A 17,689-nucleotide genomic window follows, 5' to 3' on the forward strand; every position below is an offset into this window, starting at 1 on the left:
TCGCCATTCATGGCGACCACATTTTTAGTATCAAGGATGTTTTAATGCTCGTTCTGCTTTATCAATGGTACAAACGCCGCTTCAGCGATCCGCAGGCCATCGGGCTGCTGGTGATTCTGCTGGCGGCGTTTTGCATTCTGTTCTTCCTCAGCGGTTTGCTGGCTCCGCTGTTAGTGGCGTTGGTGCTGGCTTATCTGCTGGAGTGGCCAACGGTGCGCTTGCAGCGCGTTGGCTGTAGCCGAACCTGGGCAACCAGCGCAGTGCTGGTGGTGTTTGCCGGCATCTTGCTGGTGATGGTGCTGATTGTCGCGCCGGTGGCGTGGCAGCAGGGCATCAACCTGACGCGTGACCTGCCAAACATGCTGAATAAGCTCTATGTGTTTGCTGCTGGCCTGCCGAAGCGTTATCCGGCGCTGGTCGATGCGGGCATCATCGATATCATCGTTGAGAACCTGCGCAGCCGTCTCACCGGCCTGGGCGAATCGCTGGTGAAGTATTCGCTGGCATCACTGGTCGGTTTGATGACGCTGATGATCTATCTGGTGCTGGTGCCGCTGATGGTGTTCTTCCTGCTGAAAGATAAAGAGCAGATGCTGAATGCGGTACGTCGCGTGCTGCCGCGCAATCGCGGTTTGGCGGGCGTGGTGTGGCAAGAGATGAATCAACAGATCACCAACTATATTCGCGGCAAAGTGCTGGAAATGGTGGCGGTGGGATTTGTCACCTGGCTGGCGTTCCTGCTGCTGGGCCTCAACTACTCGCTGCTGCTGGCGGTGCTGGTGGGTATTTCGGTGCTGATTCCCTATATCGGCGCAATGGTGGTGACCATTCCGGTGATTGGCGTTGGCCTGTTCCAGTGGGGATTGGGCAGCGATTTCTGGACCATGATCGCCATTTATCTGGTGATTCAGGCGCTGGATGGCAACGTGCTGGTGCCGATTCTGTTCTCTGAAGCGGTCAACCTGCATCCGTTGGTGATCATTCTTTCGGTGGTGATTTTCGGCGGGATGTGGGGATTCTGGGGCGTGTTCTTTGCGATTCCGCTGGCGACGCTGGTGAAAGCGGTGGTGCGTGCGTGGCCAGAAACCCCGGCGCTCGACGAGCCGCGCGCTGAGTAAAAGAAAACGGGTGCGACCTGCGCACCCGTTTACATCAGGCTGACTTCAGATAATCCAGCACAATGTCGTGATGGTTGGAGGTTTTGAAATCGTCGAACACTTTCTCAACTTTGCCGTTGGCATCAATCAGGAAACTGATGCGGTGAATGCCGTCATAGGTTTTGCCCATAAAGGTTTTTTCACCCCAAACGCCAAACTGCTCACACACCTGATGATCTTCATCCGATAACAGCGTGAAGTTCAGCAACTCTTTATCGGCAAAGCGCGACAGTTTCTCTGGCTTGTCGGTGCTGATACCCAGAATCTCAACGCTAATTTTTTTCAACTCATCCATGTTGTCGCGCAGTCCGCAAGCCTGCACGGTGCAACCCGGCGTCATGGCTTTCGGATAGAAATAGACCAGAACGCGCTGTCCCTGGAAGTCGGCCAAATTTACTTGTTCGCCGTCCTGATCGGGCAAGCTAAATTTCGGTGCAGTATCACCGGCTTTCAGTGGATTCATCACAACTCTCCATTTTTTCTACATGCTGTGGGTAATACACCATCAAGAGCAAAAGTGCCAGGTGGTGTTTACCGTCAGGGTTATTTCACAACACGGTTTGCCGCAGCGGCAGAGTGTGTGGCGAAATAACCCGGAGCCTGATTAAACGGTGCTGTCAGCATCGTCGGTGACACTATAAAGACGAATTGAGCCTTGTGCATGCAGTTCTTCGCACAGCTGATTGAAAGCCTGTTCGATGGGCGCACTGAACTGATTGGCCGGGCTGTGCGCCGTCATTTGAATATAGAGCGTGGGCGCAACGTCGTCCTGAGCAGGTTGAATCCGCGAGACCAGTTCGGCGATGTTCATTTGATGTTTATCGAACAGATCGGTAAAGCGTTCAATGATGTGTGGTGAATCCGGCACTTCAACCTGCACCCATACGGTGGCGGGCATCGGTGGCGTGACGCGTGCATTGGTGCGCTTCATCACAATCAGCAGTTCCAGCTCGGCCCCTTTCATCGGCAGCGTTGATTCAATCAGGGTTATCGCGTTCCAGCTACCGGAAAGCAGCATGATAAAGGTGAACTCATCGCCCAGCATCGCCAAACGGCTGTCTTCGATATTACAGCCGCAGCTGCTGACGTGGCGGGTGATGGTATTGACGATACCCGGACGATCAACGCCCAGTGCGGTGATCACCAGATGGTGAGGCTGTGACTGCGACAAAATGGCATTTCCTGTACGTTCGCTAATAACTATAAGGTAAACATAAAAAAAACTGCTGACAAGCGCGGGAATGGCGTGGCTCGCTTGCTTTTCTTTCAATGTAAAACGTAACATGAGGCACTTGTTTGTCGAGGGGATAGCCCATGTTCACCGGAAGTATTGTTGCGCTCATTACGCCAATGAATGAAAAAGGTAATGTCTGCCGCGAAAGTTTGAAAAAACTGATTGATTATCATGTTGCCAGCGGCACCGCGGCGATTGTTTCTGTTGGCACCACCGGCGAATCTGCCACGCTCAGCCATGACGAGCACGGTGATGTAGTTATGCAAACGCTGGAACTGGCGGATGGCCGTATTCCGGTTATCGCTGGCACCGGCGCAAATGCTACTGCTGAAGGCATCTCTCTGACCAAACGCTTTACCGGCAGCGGTGTCGTGGGCTGTTTGACGGTCACGCCTTATTACAACCGTCCGACGCAGGAAGGCTTGTTCCAGCACTTTAAAGCCATTGCTGAAAGTACCGATCTGCCGCAGATGCTGTATAACGTTCCTTCGCGTACCGGTTGCGACATGCTGCCGGAAACCGTCGCGCGTCTGGCCGAAATTAAAAATATTATCGGAATCAAAGAAGCCACCGGGAACTTATCACGTATCTCACAGATCCAAGAGCTGGTTAATGATGAGTTCATCATCGTCAGCGGCGATGACGCGACGGCGCTGGACTCCATGCAACTGGGCGGCAAAGGCGTAATTTCGGTCACGGCTAACATTGCAGCGCGTGAAATGGTTGAACTCTGTGCCTTGGCGCAACAGGGCAAATTCGCCGAAGCGCGTCGCCTGAATCAGCGTCTGATGCATCTGCACCAGACGCTTTTCTGTGAACCCAATCCAATCCCGGTGAAATGGGCAGCAAAACAGCTAGGATTAATCGCGGATGACACGCTGCGTTTGCCAATGACGCCACTGACCGAAGCCGGTCAGGCGAAAACGGCGCAAGCGCTGATTAAAGCGGGTCTGCGATAATTTAGGGAGAATCAATGAGTTATTCAGTTAAGCGCTCGACGCTGGCAACGGTAGTGGGCCTTTCCACCCTGATGCTGCTAACAGCGTGTTCCAACGATCAGCGTTATAAGCGCCAGGTCAGCGGTGATGAATCTTACCTGCAGGCGCCTGAGCTGCACGATTTAAAAGCCCCAGCGGGCATGATTCTGCCGTTGCAGAATGGTGATTACGATGTACCGCATAGCGTGGCGAAGGGCGCGGTTGGCAAAGAGCTGGATATTCGTCCGCCAGCCCAGCCGCTGGCGCTGTTGAACGGCACGCGTGCACAGTTCACCGGTAATACCGGCGTGCTGGCAGTAGAAAGCAGCCGTGGTTCGATCTGGTCGCAAGTGGTTGGTGTGGTTCAGTCGTACAAGTTCCCGATCGCTCAACGTGATGATGCTGGCCAACAGCTGACCACCGATTGGGTGCAGTGGAACCGTGCTGATGAAGATAACCAGTATCGCGGTCGCTATCAGATCAGCGTGCAGAATCAGAGCTATCAGCAAGTGCTGACCGTTCGTCTGCTTGAACTGCAGCAGTCTGGTCAGGCGGTGACGTCTCCGGCACAGATTCAACGCTATACCGGCCAGATGTTGAACGACATCAGCACCGGTCTGGATAAAGTGGATTCTGCCAGCCAGGATGCGGCGGCAAACCGTGCCACCGGACAGATTGATGTCCAGAGCGGCGCGGATGACACCGGTTTACCGCTGTTGATTCTGCGTGCACCGTTTAACGTCACCTGGCAGCGTTTGCCAGCGGCGCTGAAACGCGTGGGCATGGAAGTCACTGATGACAACCGTTCACAGGGCAGCCTGAAAGTGACCTACAAACAGCCGGGTAGCGGCGTGTGGGATCAGATCGGCGCCAAAGATCCAGAACTACCAAACGGCGATTACAAATTGCAGGTTGGCGATCTGGATAACCGCAGCAGTCTGCAGTTCATCGATCCGAAAGGTCACGTGCTAACCCAGGCGCAGAACGACGCGCTGGTGCAGGTGATTCAAGGCGCGCTGAAATAAATTGCCAAAGGGCCGGAGATTTCCGGCCTTTTTGTTTTGATTTGGCATATACACAAATCCTTCGAGCTGCAGATGCGTTGGTTGCTCTCATTCACCCGAATCACTTACTTGAGTAAGCTCATCGGGATTCATTCGTTTGCCGCCTTCCTGCATCTCGAATTATTTTGTGTATAATAGCGCCCGGCGAAGTAAACGATTGCGTCACGCAATCGGCGCGCGGTGAAACACCGCTGAACACGGGTTCTTTCATGTTTGGAGTTAACAAGATGCAAAAGCGAGCTGAGTTGTATCGCGGTAAAGCGAAAACCGTATACAGCACCGATAATCCGGATCTGCTGGTACTTGAATTCCGCAACGATACGTCAGCAGGAGACGGTGCACGAATCGAGCAGTTTGATCGCAAAGGAATGGTAAACAACAAGTTTAACCATTTCATCATGACCAAATTGCAGGAAGCGGGCATTCCGACCCAGATGGAAGCGCTGCTGTCGGATAACGAAGCGCTGGTAAAAAAGCTGGAGATGGTGCCGGTAGAGTGCGTGGTACGCAACCGTGCGGCAGGATCGCTGGTAAAACGTCTGGGCGTGGAAGAGGGCATTGTGCTCAATCCACCGCTGTTTGATCTCTTCCTGAAAGATGACGCCAAACACGACCCGATGGTCAACGAATCCTACTGCGAAACCTTCGGCTGGGTGAGCAAAGCGAACCTGGCACGCATGCAAGAGCTGACCTTCAAAGCCAACGAAGTGCTGAGCAAACTGTTTGATGACGCAGGTTTGATCCTGGTCGACTTCAAGCTGGAGTTTGGTCTGTTCAACGGCGAAGTGGTGCTGGGCGATGAGTTCTCCCCAGATGGCGCGCGTCTTTGGGACAAAAACACCATGGACAAAATGGATAAAGACCGTTTCCGTCAGAGCCTCGGCGGCCTGGTTGAAGCGTACGAAGAAGTTGCACACCGTTTAGGTGTCAAGCTGGACTAAGTTCGTCCACCTCTCCCGTAGGGTCGTCATTTATGACGACCTTTTTTTATGCCCGCCATTAAGGTCGTCATAAATCACGGCCCAACGGTGTTCTGCAACGACAACACTGGTGCTTCCCGCTGCCGCCAACTAAAATCATGCCAAACATGTTTAAAGGAGTTAGACCATGCGCTGGCAAGGGCGTCGTGAGAGCGACAACGTAGAAGATCGACGCAATGATTCACCTGGCCTTGGCGGCGGCGGTGGACGACAAATCCGCATTCCACGCGGCAAAGGCGGCCTTATCTTGCTGGTGGTGGTGGCCGTTGCCGGCTATTACGGCTACGACCTCACCGCGCTATTAGAAGGTGGCGGCGGTAATGTCGCGCCAACTTCGCAGCAGCGGCAGGTAAACAGCGCGCAGAGTAACGAAGATGCAAAATTCACCTCGGTAATTCTGGCGACCACCGAAGATACCTGGAGCAAGCTGTTCCAGCAGATGAACAAGCAATACGTGCCGCCGAAGCTGGTGATGTATCGCGGGGCGACGCGCACCAACTGCGGAACCGGACAATCGGCGATGGGGCCGTTTTACTGTCCTGCCGACCAAACCGTGTATATCGATTTGTCATTCTACGATGATATGAAAACCAAACTCGGTGCTGGTGGCGATTTTGCGCAAGGCTATGTGATCGCCCATGAAGTCGGCCATCACGTACAAAAACTGCTGGGCATTGAGCCGAAAGTGCGTCAGATGCAGCAAGGCGCGAGCCAGGCGCAGGCGAACCAGTTGTCGGTGAAAATGGAGCTGCAGGCGGACTGCTTTGCCGGCGTTTGGGGCCATTACATGCAGCAGCAAAACATTCTCGAAGTGGGCGATTTGCAGGAAGCGCTTAACGCCGCTGAAGCGATTGGTGACGATCGTCTGCAGCAGAAAGGTCAGGGCCGCGTGGTACCGGACAGCTTCACGCACGGCACCTCTCAGCAGCGTTACACCTGGCTGAAACGCGGTTTCGATAGCGGCGATCCTGGCCAGTGCAACACCTTCGCTAGCAAGTGATCTCCTTGAATGAACAAACGGCGGCGATGCAGCGTGCAGGCATTCGCCGCCTTTGCGTTATAGCGGGTGATGCGGATTGGGCGCAGCAGCAAGCCACAGGTTGGCACAGCGCGCTGCAAGGCGACTGGCTAACGGTGAGCGACAGCGCTGATTTCCCGCAGGCCGTCGCGCCCGCTGCTTTACGTACCTTGCTGGGACGTGAATTCCAGCACGCAATATTCGATGCGCGCAGCGGTTTTCACGCCGAAGCCTTCGCGGCGCTGGCCGGAACCTTACGCGCAGGCAGCTGGTTGTTACTGTTAACGCCTGCCTGGGAAAGCTGGCCCAACCAAACCGATGCCGACAGCCTGCGCTGGGCGGATGTCGCCGAGCCGATTGCCACGCCGCACTTTATCCACCATCTGCAATTCCTCATGCTCAACGATGCTCAGGTGATGTTGCAACGCCAGCATCAAGCGGTGCGTTATCCCGTGGAAACGCATCTGCCCGACTGGCGCTGTCAGGCACCGCAGCTGCAGGCGCAAATCCTCGAACAGCTTGAAGCGATGCCGCAAGGCGTTGCGGTGATCACCGCCGCGCGCGGTCGCGGCAAATCCGCGTTGGCCGGCATGCTGGCGCAGCGCAATCAACACTGTTTAGTCACGGCGCCAGCCAAAGTCTCCACTGATGTGCTGGCAGAGTTTGCCGGTGAGTATTTCAGTTTCATGGCGCCTGATGCCATCCTCGCGCAGGAAAATCCGCCTCAGGCGCAGTGGCTGATTGTCGACGAAGCTGCCGCCATTCCCGCGCCGATCCTGCAGCAACTGGTGCAACGTTTCCCGCGCGTGCTGCTTATTACCACTGTGCAAGGTTACGAAGGCACCGGACGCGGCTTTATGCTGCGCTTCTGCGCCACCTTGCCGGATGTGCGCCTCTTCCAGCTCGACGAGCCGTTGCGCTGGTCGCCAAACGATCCGCTGGAACAGTGGCTCAGCCAGGCATTGCTGTTTGAAGATGCGCAGGAGAGCAATGTAAGCGGTGAGATCGCGATTTATCCGGCAACGCCAGACCACAACGTAACGGCGCTGGAAGCAGGATATCGCCTGCTTGCCAGCGCGCACTATCGCACTTCGCCACTGGATTTGCGGCGCATGCTGGATGCGCCCGGCATGCGCTTTTGGTTGGCAGGTGAAGCCGACCAGGTAACTGGCGCGCTGTGGCTGGTGGAAGAGGGCGGATTGGATCAGCCATTGGCCGATGCGGTGTGGGCCGGTTATCGTCGGCCGCGCGGTAATCTGGTGGCACAATCGCTGGCGGCCCATGCCGGTTTCGCGCAGGCGGCGACGCTGCGCTCACAGCGCATTAGCCGGATTGCGGTGCAGGCATCACAACGTCAGCGTGGGATTGGCAAAGCGCTGGTGGCCACCGCACGTCAGCAGGCGCAGAGCTGTGATTATCTCTCCGTAAGTTTCGGCTACACCGAATCCTTGTGGCACTTCTGGCGCGCCTGCGGTTTTACGCTGGTGCGTATTGGCTCGCAGCGCGAAGCGAGCAGCGGTTGCTATGCGGCGATGGCGATGCTGGCAACATCTGCGGCAGGTGAAGTTCTACAACAGCAGGCAGCGCAGCGGCTGGCGCGAGATTGGCCGTGGCTGCGAGATATCATCGAACTGCCGTTAGCGCTGGCAAACGATGCAAGCCAGCAACTCAACGAAGATGACTGGGCGTTGTTAGCCGGTTTTGCCTGGGCGCAGCGCCCGTTCGAAGCCAGTTACGCGGCGCTACAGCGGCTGGTGCGCCAGTCTCCTTCACCGCTGTTGAATGCCATCCTGCTGCAAAAACAGACGCTAACCCAAGCCGCGCAACATGCCGGTCTCAGCGGGCGTAAAGCCCTGATAAACCAGCTGCGATCGGAAGCTGCCGCAGCACTGATTCACCTCAATCCCGATGCCGCGCAGCGGCTGCGTTCATTGCAATAAATCCATTATCTCATTCAAATTTTCCCGATATCTCTGTGCCAGCAGCGGCGTATAGTGATTTGAGGAGGATCTTATGGCACTACGATATGTAATTGTTCAGCAACCCAGCAGTGCAGCGCAGCTGTTTCTGCTTTATCACGGCATCAACGACAACCCGGATTCAATGGCGCAGATTGGCAGCTGGTTCGCGAAAGCGTTCCCGCAGGCGCTGGTGGTGTCGGTCGGCGCACCTTACGCAGGCAGCGTGCCGCAAGGGCGCCAATGGTTTGCCGATATTCCGCCGCACGATCGTTCGGAGCAGCAGGGCGTGGATGCGATCATGCCAGAATTCGTGGGATCGGTGCGTCACTGGCAGCAGGAGAGCGGCGTGCGTGCCGAAGCAACGGCGCTGGTGGGCTTTTCACAGGGCGGCATCATGGTGCTGGAAGGCATAAAAGCGCAGCCGGATTTAGCCGGACGCGCGATTGTGTTCAGCGGTCGCTATGCCACGCTGCCGCTGCGGGCCAGCACGCGTAACACCATTCATCTGATTCACGGTGATTACGACGAACAGATCCCGCTGCAACGCGCCGAAGAGGCGAAGCAACGTCTGATGTCCTTGGGCGGCGATGTCACGCTGGATGTGGTGGAAGATTTACCGCACGCGATTAACGATCGCAGCATGGAGCTGGCGCTGAATCATTTGCGTTATACCGTGCCGCGTCGTTACTTCGATGAGGCGCTCAGCGGTGCCAAGCCGGGCGATGATGATGTGGTGATGATGATGTAGCAGAAAGCGTAACGGCGCGATTTTCGCGCCGTTAGCGATATGGAGGTTATTTCTTTTTCGGCCAGTCGTCTTCGTCGTCCCATTTATCGTTGAAATCACGATGTGGCGGCAACGTCGGTTTGTTATCCATGAATTTTTTATGATCGATACGTTTTAGGTCTTTGTAAACGTTCATCAAAATACCAACCATCAGCAGGATCACCAGGATCCACCAGTACTCTTTAAAGAATTCCATCCCCTTTCTCCTTCTGCGCGCTTAGGCGATCAGCTGTTCCATGATGCGCTGATACATACGGCTCAGCATCTGCAAATCTGACGCTTTCACGCACTCATTGATCTTATGAATGGTGGCGTTCACCGGGCCCAGTTCCACCACCTGCGCACCCATGCGCGCGATAAAGCGCCCATCGGAGGTGCCGCCGGTCGTCAGTAACTGCGGCTTAATCTCATTATAGTGCGCCACAGCGTTTACCACGGCATCCACCAGCTTGCCGCGTGAGGTCAGGAACGGCTGACCGGAAACATTCCACTCCAGCGTGTAGCGCAGCTGATGGCGATCAAGCAGTTGCGCCACGCGATCTTTGATCATCTGATCGGTCAATTGGGTGCTGAAACGGAAGTTAAACTGCACAAAGAATTCGCCAGGAATCACGTTATTGCTGCCGGTGCCGGCCTGCACGTTGGCGATCTGCATGCTGGTCGGCGGGAAGAATTCGTTGCCTTCATCCCAAACTGTCTCCACCAGCTCATTCAGCGCAGGCATGGCGCGATGCACCGGATTATCCGCCAAATGCGGGTAGGCCACGTGGCCCTGCACGCCATGAATGGTGAGATTCGCGGTCATCGAGCCGCGGCGGCCATTCTTCACCACGTCACCTACGATCTCGGTGCTTGACGGTTCGCCGACCAGGCAATAATCCATACGTTCGTTGCGCGCCATCAGGCGTTCAACCACTTTTACCGTGCCGTTAACCGCGCTGGCTTCTTCATCGGAGGTAATCAGAAACGCCAGACGGCCTTTATGCTGCGGATTAGCGGCAACAAAGCGTTCCGCTGCCACCACCATCGCTGCCAGCGAGCCTTTCATATCTGCCGCGCCACGACCAAACAGCATGCCGTCGCGGATGCTTGGTTCAAACGGCGGGCTGATCCAGCGGTTGGCGTCACCCGGCGGCACCACATCGGTATGACCGGCAAACGCCAGCGTTTCGCCCTGGCCGCGCGTCGCCCAAAAGTTCAGCGTATCGCCAATGTGCATCGGCTCAACGGTGAAGCCGATGGCTTCCAGACGCGCAATCAGCAGCGCCTGACAACCGGCATCATCCGGGCTGAGAGACGGGCGACGGATAAGCTGCTGAGCCAGCTCAATAACCGGACAGAACATGTTATGACTTCTCCTGGATAAAGGCGGAATAAAGGGAATCGTTGAAGCCGACCAGCAGATCGCCATTCGGCGCGGCTAACACCGGACGCTTGATGATGGCAGGCTGCGCCAGCATCACCGCTTTGGCGCTGGCGGCATCGTTAACCGCGTCGCGTTCGGCTTCCGGCAGCTTGCGCCACGTGGTACCGCGCGTGTTGAGCAGCGCCTCATAACCGAGCTGATCGATAAACGATTGCAGCAGCGCGTCATCAATGCCATCCACGCGATAGTCATGAAAACAGTAGTCGATACCGGAAGACGCCAAATAGTTGCGTGCTTTTTTAATCGTGTCGCAATTTTTAATTCCGTACATCACCCACTGCGCTGTCATCGCTTATTCCCGTTTAGTAAAAAATAATGCGCGAGTTTACCACAGCGCTCTAAGGGCTGTGAGCGCTGACGGCGAAAGCCTGCCTGATTCACGTTTTTTTCATGACCATTTTGCCGTTATAAATTTTATTACTTAGGGCCGGGAAGCGCTTTCACTTACGCACTTAATAATTGCCTGTGACATCATTAAGCCACTAAGGATTATCCTAATCGCCATTTTCTGCTACGCGATTTAAGTCAGGCATTTTTCCTGACGCATTATAGAGTTGCTGAAATGTGCGTCAGTACGCAATTTCAACAGATTGCAGCTTTTCTACGCTTTTGCCGATAGTGATAACAGGTGGAAACGTATTCACCTGTAGAAAAAAACGGCGTAGAATTGCCGCTACAATAAGAGAGGATTTTTATGGTCGACACCGAAATGGGAAACTGGAAAGAATTCATCGAAGCGATGTTACGTAACAAGTAACGCGTGAAGAGAAAAGCAGGGCATTTCCCCACTTGCTGTAATTCTTACCACACACAACAATAAAGCCGCCATGACGTTCATGGCGGCTTTTTTTGTACGGTCGCCATAAATGGCGCCCCTACGGGTGAGGTATGCACGGATGTAGGGTCGCCATTCATGGCGACCGAATAAATACACGCAGCGGAATGGCATGCTTAATCGTGCGGCTTCTCTTTCAGCGGGAAGCGGCGGCGCACCACCACAAAGAACAGCGGCACAAAGAAAATCGCCAGCACGGTAGCGGAAATCATCCCGCCCATTACGCCGGTACCCACCGCGTGCTGGCTGCCGGAACCGGCACCGCTGCTGATGGCCATCGGCAGCACGCCGAAGATAAACGCCAGCGAAGTCATCAGGATCGGACGCAGACGCTGACGCGAGGCTTCCAGCGTCGACTCCATCAGTTCGCGCCCTTTGCTGTTGATCTCATTGGCGAACTCGACAATCAAAATGGCATTCTTCGCCGATAAGCCGATCACCGTGAGCAAGCCTACCTGGAAATAGACATCGTTCTCCAGCCCGCGCATCCAGGTTGCCACCAACGCACCGACCACGCCGAGCGGTACCACCAGCATCACCGAGAACGGAATTGACCAGCTCTCATACAGCGCCGCCAGACACAGGAACACCACCAGCAGCGAAATCGCATACAGCGCTGGCGCCTGCGAACCGGACAAGCGTTCCTGATAGGATGCGCCGGTCCACTGGAAGCCGACGCCGAGCGGCAGCTGCCCAACCAGTTTTTCCATCACGTCCATCGCTGTACCGCTACTGACGCCGTTCGCCGCTTCACCGACAATCTCCAGTGCGGAGTAACCGTTGTAACGCTCCAGACGCGGTGAACCGGTTTGCCAGTGGCTGGTGGCGAAGGCGGAGAAGGGCACCATGCCGCCGCTGCTGTTACGCACGTACCACTTATTCACATCTTCCGGCAGCATGCGGAACTCTGCCGCTGCCTGTACGTAGACTTTCTTCACGCGACCGCGATCGAGGAAGTCATTGACGTAAGTTGAGCCCCACGCGGTGGTTAAGGTGTCATTGATGGTATCCAGCGACACGCCCAGCGCCTGCGCTTTGCGCTGATCGACATCAATCTGCAACTGCGGGCTGTCGTCGAGGCCGTTGTGACGCACGCGTGACAGCGCCGGATTGCTGTCGGCCAGCTCGAGCAACTTATCGCGCATCGCCATTAACTGCGTATGACCGATGCCGCCGTGATCCTGCAGCTCCATATCGAAGCCCGACGAACTGCCCATGCCGGTAATCGCTGGCGGACTGCTGGCGATTACGCGCGCTTCGTTAATCTTATGGAAGGCCTTAGTTGCGCGCTCAATGATGGCGAAAGAGGTGCGATCGCTGCCCGGACGCTCTTCCCAATCTTTCAAACGAACGAACAGGCGCGCCACGTTCTGACCGTTACCGCCGGGACCCGCACCAATAGTGGAGAACACCGAGACCACATTGTCTTTCTCCTGGGTCATGTAGTAGTTCTCGACCTTCGCCACCACGTTTGAGGTTTGCTCCAGCGTTGCACCGGCGGGCAATTGCACCTGCGTCAGGAACACGCCGCGATCTTCCAGCGGCAGGAACGAGGTGGGCAGACGGATAAACAGGAACGCCATCAGGCCGATAATCGCGAGATAGAGCAGCAGCCAGCGGCCGCCTTTGCGCAGAATTTTGGCGACGCCGCGTTCATAGCGTTCCGCGCTGGCGTTGAAGGTGCGGTTAAACCAACCAAAGAAGCCACGGCGGCCGTGATGATGGCCTTGCTCCAATGGTTTCAGCAGCGTGGAACAGAGCGCGGGCGTCAGAATCATCGCCACCAATACCGACAGCACCATCGCCGAAACGATAGTGATCGAGAACTGGCGATAGATGGCGCCGACGGTGCCGCCAAAGAACGCCATCGGCACAAACACCGCCGACAGCACCAGCGCAATACCGACCAGCGCGCCCTGAATCTGCCCCATCGATTTACGCGTGGCGGCGCGCGGCGACAGACCTTCCTCGCTCATGATGCGCTCGACGTTTTCCACCACCACAATGGCGTCATCCACCAGCAGCCCGATGGCGAGCACCATGGCAAACATCGTTAGGGTGTTGATGCTGTAACCAAAGGCGTAGAGCACCGCAAAGGTGCCGAGCAGCACCACCGGCACTGCGATGGTTGGGATCAGCGTGGCGCGGAAGTTTTGCAGGAACAGGTACATCACGAGGAACACCAGCAGGATCGCTTCCAGCAGGGTTTTTACCACGTCTTTAATTGAGGCCTTAACGAACGGCGTGGTTTCGTAGGCGACTTTGGCTTCCAGCCCGTGTGGGAAGTAGTGCGATAACTCAGCAATGCGCGCACGCACCAGTTTGTCGGTGTTCATCTCATTGGCACCGGAGGCCAGCTTAATGCCGAGCCCCGAAGCCGCCTGACCATTGTAGCGGCTGAGGAAGTCATATTTTTCCGCGCCCATCGCCACATCCGCCACATCGCCGAGCGTCACTACCGAGCCGTCGCTGTTGGTTTTCAGCGTCACCGCTTTGAACTGCTCAGGCGTTTGCAGCATCGACTGCGCATTTACCGTGGCGTTGAGTGCTTGCTTGTCCACCGACGGCAATCCGCCGACCTGACCCACCGCCACCTGCGCGTTCTGCGATTCAATCGCGCTCACCACGTCTTCGGTGGTCAGCGCGTAGGCAATCAGTTTGTTGGGATCGAGCCAGATGCGCATCGCATATTGCGAGCCGTAAGCATCAACCTGGCCGACGCCATCGATACGGCTGAGCGGATCCTGAATGTTACTGGCGACATAATCTGAAATATCCTGTTTGTCCATACTTCCGTCGGTAGAGACGAAGGCAATCATCAGGATGTTGCTATCACCGGTTTTATTCACCGTCACGCCTTGTGACTGTACCGCTGCGGGCAATTTGCGTAGCGCACTCTGCAGCTGGTTTTGTACCTGCTGACGCGCTTCATCGGGATTGGTGCCGGCGGTGAAGGTAAGGGTGATTTGGGCCTGGCCGGTGTTGCTGCTGTTGGAGGACATGTACATCAAATTATCGATGCCGGTCATGTTCTGTTCGATAACTTGCGTGACGGTGTTTTCCAGCGTTTCTGCGGATGCGCCGGGATAGTTGGCGGTGATACGCACGTTGGGTGGCGCAAGGTCGGGATATTGTTCAATCGGTAGCGAGATGATCGCCAGCGTGCCGCACAGGCAGAGCAAAATAGACAGAACCCAGGCAAAAATGGGGCGGTCGATAAAAAAATTCGACATGTAACCGACACTCCTCAACTGCGTATTTTTTACTTTTATTATGATGAGCGCGATGCGCGGATGGCGTCACGCTGGCGGAGTGCAAGGTCCTCTAACGAAAACGCCTGCTGATAGTACTTTACGCTGAGCAAATTAGAGAATCGTGAGTAAATTATGGAGAAAGTGTGAATGTAGTGACGATTTTATGTGCGCGATTACACATGTCGGCTCTCCAGCCACAGCACCGTCGCAGCAACGCGCGAACGGACATCCAGCTTGCGCAGCAGGTTGCGAATGTGCACTTTTACCGTCTCTTCGGAGATGTGCAAGGTGGCGGCGATCTCCTTATTTGATAATCCGCGCGCCACTTCCTGCAGCACATCCAACTCGCGTTCCGTCAGCTGTTTGAACGGATTCGACGTTGGCTGACGCGTCGCAAGATAATCGGCCACCGCATCGCTAAACACGTTTTCACCCTTCGCACCGCGCATCACCTGCGCCAGCAGCAGTTCAGGTTCGCTGTCTTTCAGCAAATAGCCGTCGGCACCGGCATCCACCATCGCGTAGATATCATTGCGTGCATCGGAAACCGTCAGCACCAAAATGCGTGCGGCGATGCCTTCGTTACGCAGCGCTTTCAGCGTATCCAGCCCGGACATGCCTTTCATGTTGAGATCGAGCAGGATGACATCCGGCGACAAACGCCGCGCTTCGGCCAGCGCTTCAGTGCCGTTATTGGCTTCTGCCACCACTTCCAGCCGTGGCTCCAGCGCCAGCAGCTGGCGAATACCACGGCGCATCAGCGGATGATCGTCAACGATCATAATTGTCAGGGAAGGGTTAGCCATAATCTCTCCAATATTTAATTTTGTAGTGTCGCCATTCATGGCGTAATGCTGCTCTGTTAAGCACAAAGCGTCTTTCGTTCGCCTCTTGCTGAGGCAGTTGCAGCACCGTCGTGCGGCGACCGAGCAGAGAGCGCCTGGCCGCGCCCTCTGCACTCCCGGGCCCTGCGCCAGCCCAACCCGCCGCTGCGCGGTACCTTCACTCATTCACGATTCCTGACGGACCGGTGCCGATTCGCTCCTGCTCAGCGCCACCTCTCGCCGCATCCATGCGGCTCACCCTGGAATCCCTCAATCGTTCAGCGGGTTAGGATGTCGCCTCAACACCCGCGCTGCCAGAATCGCTGCAATCCTGTAGGGGCGCCATTTATGGCAACCAGGTGCGCATGAATGCGCACCTTACGAAAACCTTTCCAAACGACTGTAGGGTCGCCATTCATGGCGACCTCATGCTCATTGTTAACTTAGCCGATGCGCCGGGCGCGGCGGGAAACGCAGCGTAACGCGCGTGCCTTGTGCCTGCGGGGTAATCATCAGCGTGCCGGATAAGCGCGCGGCACGCTCCGCCATAATCGTTAATCCATAATGTCCCGGCGGTTCTTCAAGGCTGCTGATGCCGCAGCCATCGTCTTCAATCGTCAGCAGGTGGTCCTCATCAGCGACACGCTGATAATGAATCTGAATATTCTGCGCCTGCGCATGGCGAATCGCGTTGAGCAGCGCTTCGCGCGCAATCTGCAGCACATGCACTTGCTGCTGGGCATCCAGCGTCTGCAAGCCGGGCTGATAATCGAAGTCGATTGCCGCCTGCGATTGCTCCTGCAGCGGCGCAATCATCGCCTGCATCGCCTGCACCAAATCAGCCTGTTCGATGGTCAGGCGGAAAGTGGTCAGCAGTTCGCGCAATTGCTGATAGGCTTCGGCCAGCGCGCGATCAAAGTCAGCGATAATCGCCAGCGCCTGCGGTTGCGACTCATCGACATTACGCCGCAGCAGCGCCAGCTGGATGCGCAGGAAAGAGAGCGACTGCGCCAGCGAATCGTGCAATTCACGCGCAATGGTGGCGCGCTCTTCTATTAATAGCATCTGCTGATACTGTTTTTGCGTCTGCCAAATCCACAGCGCGCGCGCCAGCATGTTCGCCAGGCTCTGCATCAGTTCGTCAGCGGGCGGTGCGCGGCGGGTTTGCCAGCACAGCTCGCCGAGCCGCTGCTCTTCCTGCATTAACGGTAATCGCTGCCAGCTTAAATCATCCGCCGCCACGCCGGCCTGAAACTCAATCCCCTCGCTGACAATTTGCAGCACCGTTAATGCTTCACGCCGCTGCACCAGACGCAGCAATCCCTGAAACAGTTCGGGATTGGGTGGGCTGCTGGTGAGAATTTGTGAGCTTTCATACAGCAGGGAAAGCGTGCGATTGGCTTGCGTGAGATCTTCGGTTTTATCCCGCACCGCGCACTCCAGCAGGCGATAGTGCGAATGCAGCCGTTCCGCCATGGTGGTGAAGGCCTGCGCCAGCACGCCCAGTTCATTCGGCTGTTGCACCGGCAGCGGTGGAAAAGCGAAATTCGCCTGCTCAACATATTGGCTGGCGGTCACCAGCGCGTTGAGCGGTCGCACCACGTTGCGGCGGATAAAGCGAATCGTCCACAGCGCCAGCGCCACAATCGCCAGAAAACCAAACAGGCTGCTGGCGGCCACCAGATGCATTTTCAGTTCAGCGTAATGCTGCAATGCCAGCACGAAGCGGTCGATCTCACTGACGTAGCCCGCGACACGCTGCTGGTAGATTTGCGCCCGCTCGGGCTGCAACGTCTCTTGCAACATCGGCCAGCTGTCACGCAGATAGCGATAGCGGCTGCTCACTTCAAGCGGCACCCACGCGCGATCCAGATGTTGTAGTGCCGGGGATTCCAGCGTTTGCCGGTAGAGTTGAATGTGATGTTCCAGCTGCTGCGGATCGCGCGTGCTGTCCCACGCCAGGCGGTAAATCTGCATACGCAGCGATCCGGCGACATTAACCGCTTCGGCATCGCGCAGGCTGCTGGAGAGCGTCATCAGCGCCAGCCCGGTGGTCAACAGCGACAGCAGCACAATCACGCTGAGTGCGCGGGCAATGGTTCGAGTAACGGGACGTTTCACAATCACAGTAATAACCCTTGTAAGAGCGGGGGATTATAGGGCAGCCGTGCG

The 17,689-nt window shown here is 56.2% G+C and carries 16 protein-coding genes; 8 read left to right on the forward strand and 8 right to left on the reverse strand.

Annotated elements, in window-relative coordinates; genetic code table 11:
* Positions 1-44 precede the first annotated feature (44 nt).
* Positions 45-1,118, forward strand: coding sequence for an AI-2E family transporter (locus BM323_RS09545; RefSeq protein WP_008108349.1), 1,074 nt, complete (start codon positions 45-47; stop codon positions 1,116-1,118).
* Between the two features lie 34 nt (positions 1,119-1,152).
* Here the strand turns inward: BM323_RS09545 and bcp are convergent, their stop codons facing one another.
* Both bcp and BM323_RS09555 read right to left on the reverse strand, forming a co-directional pair.
* On the reverse strand, positions 1,153-1,620 hold the full coding sequence (gene bcp / locus BM323_RS09550; protein ID WP_008108351.1) for a thioredoxin-dependent thiol peroxidase: 468 nt from the start codon (positions 1,618-1,620) through the stop codon (positions 1,153-1,155).
* 141 nt (positions 1,621-1,761) lie between these two features.
* Positions 1,762-2,328, reverse strand: a complete 567-nt coding sequence (locus BM323_RS09555) for a glycine cleavage system transcriptional repressor (RefSeq protein ID WP_036649519.1) — start codon at positions 2,326-2,328, stop codon at positions 1,762-1,764.
* A 143-nt stretch (positions 2,329-2,471) separates the two neighbouring features.
* On the opposite strand from BM323_RS09555, the gene dapA reads away from it, so the two are divergent.
* From dapA to ypfH, 6 genes are all read left to right on the forward strand, one after another.
* On the forward strand, positions 2,472-3,350 hold the full coding sequence (dapA, locus tag BM323_RS09560; RefSeq protein ID WP_007884824.1) for a 4-hydroxy-tetrahydrodipicolinate synthase: 879 nt from the start codon (positions 2,472-2,474) through the stop codon (positions 3,348-3,350).
* Between the two features lie 14 nt (positions 3,351-3,364).
* Positions 3,365-4,393, forward strand: coding sequence for an outer membrane protein assembly factor BamC (bamC, locus tag BM323_RS09565; protein ID WP_008108357.1), 1,029 nt, complete (start codon positions 3,365-3,367; stop codon positions 4,391-4,393).
* Between the two features lie 266 nt (positions 4,394-4,659).
* Positions 4,660-5,373: a phosphoribosylaminoimidazolesuccinocarboxamide synthase gene (purC, locus tag BM323_RS09570; RefSeq protein ID WP_061718438.1), complete on the forward strand. Its 714-nt coding sequence runs from the start codon at positions 4,660-4,662 to the stop codon at positions 5,371-5,373.
* A 166-nt stretch (positions 5,374-5,539) separates the two neighbouring features.
* A complete protein-coding gene (locus tag BM323_RS09575; protein WP_008108361.1) occupies positions 5,540-6,412 on the forward strand; it encodes a KPN_02809 family neutral zinc metallopeptidase in 873 nt (290 codons plus the stop codon).
* Complete coding sequence (locus tag BM323_RS09580; protein ID WP_036649523.1) at positions 6,412-8,370, forward strand: tRNA(Met) cytidine acetyltransferase TmcA; 1,959 nt, start codon at positions 6,412-6,414, stop codon at positions 8,368-8,370. The genes BM323_RS09575 and BM323_RS09580 overlap by 1 nt, the downstream gene beginning before the upstream one ends.
* Before the next feature lie 73 nt (positions 8,371-8,443).
* A complete protein-coding gene (gene ypfH / locus BM323_RS09585; RefSeq protein ID WP_008108366.1) occupies positions 8,444-9,139 on the forward strand; it encodes an esterase in 696 nt (231 codons plus the stop codon).
* Positions 9,140-9,185: 46 nt separating this feature from the next.
* Here ypfH and BM323_RS09590 read toward each other — a convergent pair whose 3' ends face one another.
* From BM323_RS09590 to BM323_RS09600, 3 genes are read right to left on the reverse strand one after another with little or no spacing between them, the layout of a single operon-like run.
* Positions 9,186-9,374 (reverse strand): YpfN family protein, encoded by a 189-nt coding sequence (locus BM323_RS09590; protein WP_008108368.1) that lies wholly within the window; start codon positions 9,372-9,374, stop codon positions 9,186-9,188.
* A 21-nt stretch (positions 9,375-9,395) separates the two neighbouring features.
* Positions 9,396-10,523, reverse strand: a complete 1,128-nt coding sequence (gene dapE / locus BM323_RS09595; protein WP_091003710.1) for a succinyl-diaminopimelate desuccinylase — start codon at positions 10,521-10,523, stop codon at positions 9,396-9,398.
* A 1-nt stretch (position 10,524) separates the two neighbouring features.
* On the reverse strand, positions 10,525-10,893 hold the full coding sequence (locus BM323_RS09600; RefSeq protein ID WP_008108371.1) for an ArsC family reductase: 369 nt from the start codon (positions 10,891-10,893) through the stop codon (positions 10,525-10,527).
* 405 nt (positions 10,894-11,298) lie between these two features.
* Between BM323_RS09600 and ypfM the strand changes: the two genes are divergently transcribed.
* On the forward strand, positions 11,299-11,361 hold the full coding sequence (gene ypfM / locus BM323_RS24715) for a protein YpfM (protein WP_139221414.1): 63 nt from the start codon (positions 11,299-11,301) through the stop codon (positions 11,359-11,361).
* 194 nt (positions 11,362-11,555) lie between these two features.
* On the opposite strand, the gene acrD is transcribed toward ypfM, so the two are convergent.
* The 3 genes from acrD to narQ form a co-directional block, all read right to left on the reverse strand.
* Entirely contained in the window at positions 11,556-14,672 is a 3,117-nt protein-coding gene (acrD, locus tag BM323_RS09605) for a multidrug efflux RND transporter permease AcrD (protein WP_061717936.1), read from the reverse strand.
* 194 nt (positions 14,673-14,866) lie between these two features.
* Positions 14,867-15,499: a response regulator gene (locus tag BM323_RS09610; RefSeq protein ID WP_008108375.1), complete on the reverse strand. Its 633-nt coding sequence runs from the start codon at positions 15,497-15,499 to the stop codon at positions 14,867-14,869.
* A gap of 456 nt (positions 15,500-15,955) precedes the next feature.
* Positions 15,956-17,644, reverse strand: a complete 1,689-nt coding sequence (gene narQ / locus BM323_RS09615; RefSeq protein WP_008107877.1) for a nitrate/nitrite two-component system sensor histidine kinase NarQ — start codon at positions 17,642-17,644, stop codon at positions 15,956-15,958.
* Positions 17,645-17,689 lie beyond the last annotated feature (45 nt).

It is taken from the genome of Pantoea sp. YR525 (genome assembly GCF_900116775.1).
In the GTDB taxonomy this organism is placed as follows: domain Bacteria; phylum Pseudomonadota; class Gammaproteobacteria; order Enterobacterales; family Enterobacteriaceae; genus Pantoea; species Pantoea symbiotica.